Origin of the sequence: Bradyrhizobium sp. SHOUNA76 (genome assembly GCF_023006445.1) — a bacterium.
Taxonomy (GTDB): Bacteria; Pseudomonadota; Alphaproteobacteria; order Rhizobiales; family Xanthobacteraceae; genus Bradyrhizobium.
Window position 1 is genome coordinate 1 of the sequence record NZ_JALBHA010000421.1, and the last position, 5,779, is coordinate 5,779.

At 65.2% G+C, this 5,779-nt stretch carries 5 protein-coding genes and 1 pseudogene; 2 read left to right on the top strand and 4 right to left on the bottom strand.

The window, feature by feature from the left end; all coding sequences use genetic code 11:
- From MOV74_RS29510 to MOV74_RS29520, 3 genes and pseudogenes are all read right to left on the bottom strand, one after another.
- A pseudogene (locus MOV74_RS29510) lies at positions 1-504 on the bottom strand (hypothetical protein); the annotation flags it as partial.
- A gap of 266 nt (positions 505-770) precedes the next feature.
- Positions 771-1,211 (bottom strand): nuclear transport factor 2 family protein, encoded by a 441-nt coding sequence (locus MOV74_RS29515; RefSeq protein WP_246930204.1) that lies wholly within the window; start codon positions 1,209-1,211, stop codon positions 771-773.
- Positions 1,212-1,444: 233 nt separating this feature from the next.
- Entirely contained in the window at positions 1,445-1,894 is a 450-nt protein-coding gene (locus tag MOV74_RS29520) for a nuclear transport factor 2 family protein (RefSeq protein ID WP_246930206.1), read from the bottom strand.
- A gap of 284 nt (positions 1,895-2,178) precedes the next feature.
- Between MOV74_RS29520 and MOV74_RS29525 the strand changes: the two genes are divergently transcribed.
- Complete coding sequence (locus MOV74_RS29525) at positions 2,179-2,415, top strand: hypothetical protein (protein ID WP_246930208.1); 237 nt, start codon at positions 2,179-2,181, stop codon at positions 2,413-2,415.
- Positions 2,416-2,564: 149 nt separating this feature from the next.
- Positions 2,565-2,951: a hypothetical protein gene (locus MOV74_RS29530; RefSeq protein ID WP_246930210.1), complete on the top strand. Its 387-nt coding sequence runs from the start codon at positions 2,565-2,567 to the stop codon at positions 2,949-2,951.
- 90 nt (positions 2,952-3,041) lie between these two features.
- Here the strand turns inward: MOV74_RS29530 and uvrB are convergent.
- The coding region (gene uvrB / locus MOV74_RS29535) for an excinuclease ABC subunit UvrB (RefSeq protein WP_309486848.1) at positions 3,042-5,779 on the bottom strand (2,738 nt) is incomplete at its 5' end.

Consider the following 5,779-nt stretch of genomic DNA (forward strand, 5'->3'; position numbering starts at 1 on the left):
GGTCGCCGTCGCCCAGGCGCTGCCGGAGGATTGCGGCACGCTGCCGCCATTGGTGGCCTTCTGCGCCAGCAGCTCGGACATCGTGCGCGGCTCGCTCGTCACCGTCATGTCGGCGCCGACCCGCGTATCCCAGAACGAGAACACGGACTGCTTCACCGTCACGGCCGAAGAGCCGTTCGCGTTGGCGTTCGACGACCAGTCCAGGCCGTCCTGGGCGGCGGACTGGGCGCGCTTCTTGGCGGCCATGGGGTCAATGCCGGTGCCGGCGTCGATCGCGAGTTGACTCCAATCGAGCTTGTCGACGTCGATGCCTTTGAGCACGTCGGGGTCGTTGACGTCGGGGGCCTCCGCCACGGCCTCGGTCTCGGTCTCGTCGTCAGGCGTGGCCGCTGTGGGCGAGAAGGGCGGAATGATCTGCGCCGAGACCGTCAGCACGGAGCCCAAAATGAATACGGCCGCCAGCACCGGCAGCCTGGTCCAGCCAAAACCTGTCGAGAATTCCATCGTCCTGCCCGCGAACCCCAGCGCATGCTTTCCGACAATATATATCGGCCGTCAGCAAAGACCATGCGCCATTCCGCGCTGAAAATGCTGATGCATCGTTGCGAAATTGTGGCGGGGCTTTCAAGGCCCCCGAACCAACGGGCCGCGCGAAAGGCGCGCGCCCGATGACGAGCTTGTGACGCGACGGCATCCGGCGGGGCTGGAGGCCAGGACGTCGCAGTCGGCATTGTCATCGGTCCCGAACAGCGGGGCCCGTTGGCGTCTCGTCAGCCGACGCTGGTCATCTTCGGCAGATGAATGGCGCGGCCGAGTGCCTGCTCGACCAGATCGAACGTGTCGATCAGGACGCGCATGCTGACGAGCTTGCCCGCCCTGAACTGGGCGAACTGCGCGACCCGCAAGCTGATCGGCTTGTTGGAATCCATCGCCGTCAGCGAATAGCGCACCATCGAGGCGGCGGAATCGACGCCGAGCATGATGCTCTCGCGGTCGAAGCGGCGGACCTGGAAATTGTCGGCGAGCTGGCGGATGACCTCGATCACGGCGTCCTTGCCCTGGCGCGCGCCGAGGAATGGAAACATGTCGATCGGGCCGTAGAGCGCCCATTCGACGTCCTCGTCGATCAAGGCTTCGATATCAGCGAAATGCCGGTCGTTGATCGCGCGGTGCAACGCACGCGAGAAACGCCAGAGGCTGTGCTCTGTCATTTTGGGCAGTCCTGAAGCTGGCTTGCGAAAGAAAAACGGAAAACAACCCCATGCACAGTCGGGTGCCGGGGCTCAAACTCGTTTGTATGCGAATAAATTACCTGATTTCGGCCAAAACGCAATTCACGTTTTCGCAATGCACAATTGATGGCGGAGTGTGAGATTTACAATAGTGCCCCGTAATTTCCCGGTTCCGAGGCCAGTTCCGACGCGGGTTCGCCGGGAAAGGAAGATCAATCCGCCGCCCGCGCGTCCATGATCAGCGGCCCGATCTCGCGCTCCAGCACCTGCTGCACCAAATCGTAGGAATCGATGATCTCACGGATCTGCGCCACCAGTCCGCCGCGGAAGGTGTAGAACACGGCCATGTCGAACTGCACGATGCGGTCGTTGCTGCGCTTCTTGAAATAAGTGTGCATGTAGGTCGCGACCCCCTCGCCCTCGGCAAGAATGTGCGGCGCCTTGTAGCGGATCTCCGAATAGCGCGACCAGATCGTCTGCCAGAGCTCACGCAGCGCGGCCTTGCCGTGGCGCGGCACCATGTGCGGCAGCACATCGATCGGAGCGTGGGTGAGGAAGTCGACGTCGTCGGTGCAGCACGCCAGCGCCGTATCGAGATCGCCGCGCGCGAAGGCGTCCAGCAGATGCAGCACACGTTGCCTGTTCAGCGATTCAACCGTCATGCTGCTCCCGCCCTCGTCGGCCGTGGATTGCGAACGCTACCGCGGGCCTCGCGGGTCCATCAATCCGCAAAAGCACAGGGTGCTTGCCGGTTATGACGCGCCAGCGCCATGCCGCGTTCATGGGGTGCAATTGCGGGTTGCGCACCTGTTTGCACACAGTCTTTTGCATCTTGCGATGACGCCGCACGCCTGTCGGCGGGCGCGCTTGGCCGGGTACGTGGCAAGGGAACCCGAACCCATCCGCGTCCGTTGAGAGCCCAACACCGCCTCCGGAGACATCATCCATGAAATCGCCGCTTCTCGCCGTCACCGCCGCGCTGCTCATGCTCGGCGCGACCTCCGCCGCCAACGCCAAGGGCTGCATCAAGGGCGCCGTCGTCGGCGGCGTCGCCGGCCACTATGCCGGCCATCACGGCGTCCTGGGTGCCGCCGCCGGCTGCCTCTACGGCCGGCACCATGCCAAGGAGCAGGAGAAGCAGCGGCAGCAGCAGAGCCAGATGAACGGGCAGGGGAAGCTGTAGCCCTCTCCGTCATTCCGGGGCGCCGCGGAGCGGCGAACCCGGAATCCATCCTGCCCATTGGCCGGTGCCAAATAGGCGCGTGACCCATCTCACATCACGCCCGTCCGGGCGCAGCTATCGTCATCCCAATGTCATCAGGGAGACGTGCCATGGGCGCCCTCGCCACCGTCAGAAAGTCCCGCCTGCACAACGCGCTCGAAGGCCTCGCGCTGACCACGGTCCTGCAGAGCTTCCCGACCTTCGCCGCCGCCGCCTTCCTGCTCAAGCTCTGCGGCAACCACGACCTCGTCGGCGATCCCGGCGTCGCCATCTTCGTCGCCATCGCCTCGCTCGCCCACGCCATGCTGGCCGTGACCCTAGGCCCGAGCTTCCCGCACCTGTTCAAGACCGTCTATGAGCCGAAGTTCTTCGAGGCCCATCTGTCGCTGTCCGACAAGATCACGGCATGGCGCACCCAGCCCGTCGCCTCGCTCCAGCTCGTGACGATCGTGCTGCTGCTGTCGGTGATGGCGGTGGTGACGGCGAGCGTCGGATGAGGGGCGCAAATCTCTCCGCGTCATTCCGGGGCGCCGCAAAGCGGGGAGTCCGGAATCCATACCCACGAACGGCGCTACCGACTCCAGGCCCTACCGCTTCTTCCACCCACCCCTTCGCCCCGGCTGCCCACCCGTCGACTTCGGCGCCGGCCCGAACTCCTGCCCGGATTGCCTTGAGTCCGTCGGCTGGATGATCCGGCTGTTTCCGCCGAACGGCTTTGCCGGCAGCGTCTGCTTCTCGCGGTAGGGCAGCGACTCCGGGCCGTGCATCTCGTCGAGATGCGGCTTGTGCACCTTCGAGCCGCCACCGGCGCCGCTCGCTTTCAGCGCGGAACCCACGGTTTTCTTCTTCATCGCGCTGACCGGCAAATTCGCGGCGTCGCCGTACTTCTTGGTGCCGGCATAGGCGCCGGCCTTGCCAGCGACGGCCCGCTGTTTGGCAGTGGGGTCATCGACCACGGCGAGCTCGGTGGCGCGCAGGCGCTTGACCTCGTCGCGCAGGCGGGCGGCTTCCTCGAAATTCAGGTCGGCGGCGGCTTCGCGCATCCGCGTTTCGAGATCGGCGAGCACGGCTTCAAAATTGTGCCCGATCGAGATGACGTCGTCGGTCATGTCGTGGCCGCCGACCTCGACCAGCACGTGGTCGCGCTCGTAGACGGAGTTGAGGATGTCGCCGATCTGCTTCTTCACGCTCTCCGGCGTGATGCCGTTGGCGGTGTTGTACTCGACCTGTTTTTCGCGACGGCGGTTGGTCTCGGCGATGGCGCGCTCCATCGAGCCCGTCATCTGGTCGGCGTAGAGGATCACCTTGCCGTCGACGTTGCGCGCGGCGCGGCCGATGGTCTGGATCAGCGAGGTCTCGCTGCGCAGGAAGCCTTCCTTGTCGGCATCGAGAATGGCGACCAGCGCGCATTCGGGAATGTCGAGGCCCTCGCGCAGGAGGTTGATGCCGACCAGCGCGTCGAAGGCGCCGAGACGCAAATCCCGGATGATCTCGATGCGCTCGATCGTGTCGATATCGCTGTGCATGTAGCGGACGCGAATGCCCTGCTCGTGCAGATATTCAGTGAGGTCCTCCGCCATGCGTTTCGTGAGAACCGTGATCAGCGAGCGATAGCCGGCTTGGGCTGTGGCACGCACCTCGCCGACGAGATCGTCGACCTGGGTGCGGGCGGGGCGGATGTCGACGGGCGGATCGATCAGTCCGGTGGGCCGAATGACCTGCTCGACGAACACGCCGCCGCTCTCGTTCAGCTCCCAGCCGCTCGGCGTCGCCGACACCGCGACGGTCTGCGGCCGCATCATGTCCCACTCCTCGAAGCGCAAGGGGCGGTTGTCCATGCACGACGGCAGGCGGAAGCCGTACTCGGCCAGCGTCGCCTTGCGGCGGAAGTCGCCGCGGAACATGGCGCCGATCTGCGGGACGGTGACGTGGCTCTCGTCGGCGAAGATCAGCGCGTTGTCGGGGACGTATTCGAACAGCGTCGGCGGCGGCTCGCCGGGGCGGCGTCCCGTGAGGTAGCGCGAATAGTTCTCGATGCCGGCGCAGCTCCCCGTCGCCTCCATCATCTCGAGATCGAAGGTGGTGCGCTGCTCCAGCCGCTGCGCTTCCAAAAGGCGGCCCTGGTCGTGGAGCTGGTCGAGCCGCTGTTTGAGCTCTGATTTGATCGACTTGATCGCCTGCACCAGCGTCGGGCGCGGCGTCACATAGTGCGAATTGGCGTACATCTTGATGAATTCGAGCTCGTCCTGCTTGTGGCCGGTGAGCGGATCGAACTCCTCGATGGTCTCGATGGTGTCGCCGAACAAATTCACGCGCCAGGCGCGGTCCTCATAGTGCGCCGGGAAGATGTCGATGACGTCGCCGCGCACGCGGAACGTGCCGCGGGTGAAATCGGCCTGGGTGCGCTTGTATTGCAGGGCAACGAGGTCGGCGATGAGCTGGCGCTGGTCGATGCGCTCGCCCTTCTTCAGCGCGAACGTCATCGCGGTGTAGGTCTCGACCGAGCCGATACCGTAGATGCAGGACACCGAGGCGACGATGATGACGTCGTCGCGTTCGAGCAGCGCGCGTGTCGCCGAGTGGCGCATGCGGTCGATCTGCTCGTTGATGGACGAGTCCTTCTCAATATAGGTGTCGGTGCGCGGGACGTAGGCTTCCGGCTGGTAGTAGTCGTAATAGGAGACGAAATACTCGACTGCGTTATCAGGGAAGAAGTTCTTGAACTCGCCGTAGAGCTGGGCGGCGAGCGTCTTGTTCGGCGCCAGGATCAGCGCCGGGCGCTGCGTCTTCTCGATCACCTGCGCCATCGTGTAGGTCTTGCCCGAGCCGGTGACGCCGAGCAGCACCTGGGTGCGGTCGTTGCGCTGGACGCCTTCGACCAGCTCGGCGATCGCGGTCGGCTGATCGCCCCGCGGCTCGTAGGACGACTTGATCTCGAAGCGCACGCCGCCTTCGGACTTTTCCGGGCGCGGCGGCCGGTGCGGCGTCCACACTTTCGTGGAGCCGTCGTCCTTGCGGAACTCCGGACGGCCCTCGCGGATCAGCGACTCCAGCGCATCGGCGGTCGCCTTGACGCCGAGCGCCTCCATCTTGCTGCGCGGCGGACGCGCCAGCGCCTCGGCATCGTCCTCCTCGGTGGGCAATCCGAGCTGCCGCGCCAGTTCCGGATCGAGCGTCGGGATGGTGGCGGCGGTTCCGTAATTGGCCTGCGGTGCTTCTTCCAGCCCATCGACCTCGGTGGACTGGCGCGCTCCCATCGGCTGCGGATTGGGTCTCAGCGGCATCGGCCGCGCCACATCCTGCGGAAACTCCTTCGGCGTCGAGG

Bases quoted from the DNA above. Each gene is read 5' to 3' on its own strand.
- MOV74_RS29515 (WP_246930204.1), bottom strand. From the start codon at position 1,211: ATGACAGAGCACAGCCTCTGGCGTTTCTCGCGTGCGTTGCACCGCGCG.
- MOV74_RS29525 (WP_246930208.1), top strand. From the start codon at position 2,179: ATGAAATCGCCGCTTCTCGCCGTCACCGCCGCGCTGCTCATGCTCGGC.
- MOV74_RS29520 (WP_246930206.1), bottom strand. From the start codon at position 1,894: ATGACGGTTGAATCGCTGAACAGGCAACGTGTGCTGCATCTGCTGGAC.
- MOV74_RS29530 (WP_246930210.1), top strand. From the start codon at position 2,565: ATGGGCGCCCTCGCCACCGTCAGAAAGTCCCGCCTGCACAACGCGCTC.